The organism is Oceanisphaera pacifica (genome assembly GCF_017498065.1).
Taxonomy (GTDB): Bacteria; Pseudomonadota; Gammaproteobacteria; order Enterobacterales; family Aeromonadaceae; genus Oceanimonas; species Oceanimonas pacifica.
Genome location: NZ_JAGDFX010000030.1, coordinates 1 through 2511 on the forward strand (window position 1 = coordinate 1; position 2511 = coordinate 2511).

Annotated in this window: 1 tRNA gene and 2 rRNA genes; all 3 read left to right on the top strand. The window is 50.3% G+C overall.

The annotated features are described in order from the left end of the window. Positions 1-79: 79 nt before the first annotated feature. Positions 80-1637, top strand: a 16S ribosomal RNA gene (locus J3U76_RS14270). Positions 1638-1919: 282 nt separating this feature from the next. Next, a tRNA-Glu gene (locus J3U76_RS14275) sits at positions 1920-1995 on the top strand. Between the two features lie 405 nt (positions 1996-2400). Further along, positions 2401-2511: ribosomal RNA gene (locus tag J3U76_RS14280) — 23S ribosomal RNA — on the top strand; the annotation flags it as partial.

Genomic DNA, 2511 nt, shown 5'->3' on the forward strand with positions numbered 1-2511 from the left:
AAAAAATATTGTTTTTCAATGTCTTGTGAAGTGCAACTAGAAATAGCAGTACATCAGTAATTCATTGAGCTAGAACTTTTAATTGAAGAGTTTGATCATGGCTCAGATTGAACGCTGGCGGCAGGCCTAACACATGCAAGTCGAGCGGTAACAGAGAGGAGCTTGCTCCTTTGCTGACGAGCGGCGGACGGGTGAGTAACGCTTGGGGATCTGCCCAGTCGTGGGGGATAACCATTGGAAACGATGGCTAATACCGCATACGCCCTACGGGGGAAAGGAGGGGACCTTCGGGCCTTTCGCGATTGGATGAACCCAAGTGAGATTAGCTAGTTGGTGAGGTAACGGCTCACCAAGGCGACGATCTCTAACTGGTCTGAGAGGATGACCAGTCACACTGGGACTGAGACACGGCCCAGACTCCTACGGGAGGCAGCAGTGGGGAATATTGCACAATGGGGGAAACCCTGATGCAGCCATGCCGCGTGTGTGAAGAAGGCCTTCGGGTTGTAAAGCACTTTCAGTGGTGAGGAAAGGTGCGTCGTTAATAGCGGCGTCACTGTGACGTTAACCACAGAAGAAGCACCGGCTAACTTCGTGCCAGCAGCCGCGGTAATACGAGGGGTGCAAGCGTTAATCGGAATAACTGGGCGTAAAGCGCACGCAGGCGGTTTGTTAAGCCAGATGTGAAAGCCCGGGGCTCAACCTCGGAACCGCATTTGGAACTGGCAAGCTAGAGTCTTGTAGAGGGGGGTAGAATTTCCAGTGTAGCGGTGAAATGCGTAGAGATTGGAAGGAATACCAGTGGCGAAGGCGGCCCCCTGGACAAAGACTGACGCTCATGTGCGAAAGCGTGGGGAGCAAACAGGATTAGATACCCTGGTAGTCCACGCTGTAAACGATGTCAACTTGAAGTCTGTGTCCTTGCGACGTGGGTTTCGGAGCTAACGCATTAAGTTGACCGCCTGGGGAGTACGGCCGCAAGGTTAAAACTCAAATGAATTGACGGGGGCCCGCACAAGCGGTGGAGCATGTGGTTTAATTCGATGCAACGCGAAGAACCTTACCTACCCTTGACATACAGTGAATTCGCTAGAGATAGCTTAGTGCCTTCGGGAACACTGATACAGGTGCTGCATGGCTGTCGTCAGCTCGTGTCGTGAGATGTTGGGTTAAGTCCCGTAACGAGCGCAACCCTTGTCCTTTTTTGCCAGCGAGTAATGTCGGGAACTCAAAGGAGACTGCCGGTGATAAACCGGAGGAAGGTGGGGACGACGTCAAGTCATCATGGCCCTTACGGGTAGGGCTACACACGTGCTACAATGGCGCGTACAGAGGGCAGCCAACTTGCAAGAGTGAGCGAATCCCAGAAAGCGCGTCGTAGTCCGGATCGGAGTCTGCAACTCGACTCCGTGAAGTAGGAATCGCTAGTAATCGTGGATCAGAATGCCACGGTGAATACGTTCCCGGGCCTTGTACACACCGCCCGTCACACCATGGGAGTGGGTTGCACCAGAAGTAGTTAGCTTAACCCTTTTTCTTCGGAATTAGGGAGGGCGATTACCACGGTGTGATTCATGACTGGGGTGAAGTCGTAACAAGGTAGCCCTAGGGGAACCTGGGGCTGGATCACCTCCTTACCTTAATCTCAGCCTTTGTTGAGTGTTCACACAGTTTGCTTGATATGAGTAGAGCGCTTTTGATAAAGGGATGGCTGCAAGTTCGCCTATAGCTTGTAGCATACACATACCTTTACAAAACTTGTCACAACGCGAAGCGTTAGGCAGGGTAAATGTGCGTTTTGAAAAGGTGCAACCAGTGGTGCACAGGGACAGCTTTGTTCTTGTCGCTCGGGTTCGCAGAGCTCACCGCTCGCCTTTACAAAACTCACTACGAAGCGAAGCTTCGTACCCGTGAGTTTTGTCCCCATCGTCTAGAGGCCTAGGACACCGCCCTTTCACGGCGGTAACAGGGGTTCGAATCCCCTTGGGGACGCCATTAAAGCCGTAAGCCGTAAGCTATAAGCTTTAAGCTGTCAGATAAAAATACGTTATCTCACAGTCTAAAGCTTAGAGTTTAACTACTCTTGCTCTTTAACAATCTGGAAAGTTGATAGAAATAATTTGTAGTTCTTGATACGCAAGTGTCTTAGAAATTCTTGGCAAATAAGTTGTAAGCATCAGTCACGATGCAAACAACCCTGCTAAAAATTCCTCATTATTTATGTCTACCTATTAAATGTTTTATTAAAGCGTTTTTTAGGTTAGAGGCAGCGACGCGAGTTCAAGGCGCGGTTTAAGCGAGCCTCCTGAGCATAGGTTTCTATGTGATGGAGCGAGCGCAAGCCGCAACGAAGAAATCGCTAAGCTACCTCAACATAAAAGAGGCTTTTTGGGGTTGTATGGTTAAGTGACTAAGCGTACACGGCGGATGCCTTGGCAGTCAGAGGCGATGAAGGACGTGCTAACCTGCGTTAAGTACGGATGAGCTGGTAAGAAGCGCTTGAGTCCGTAA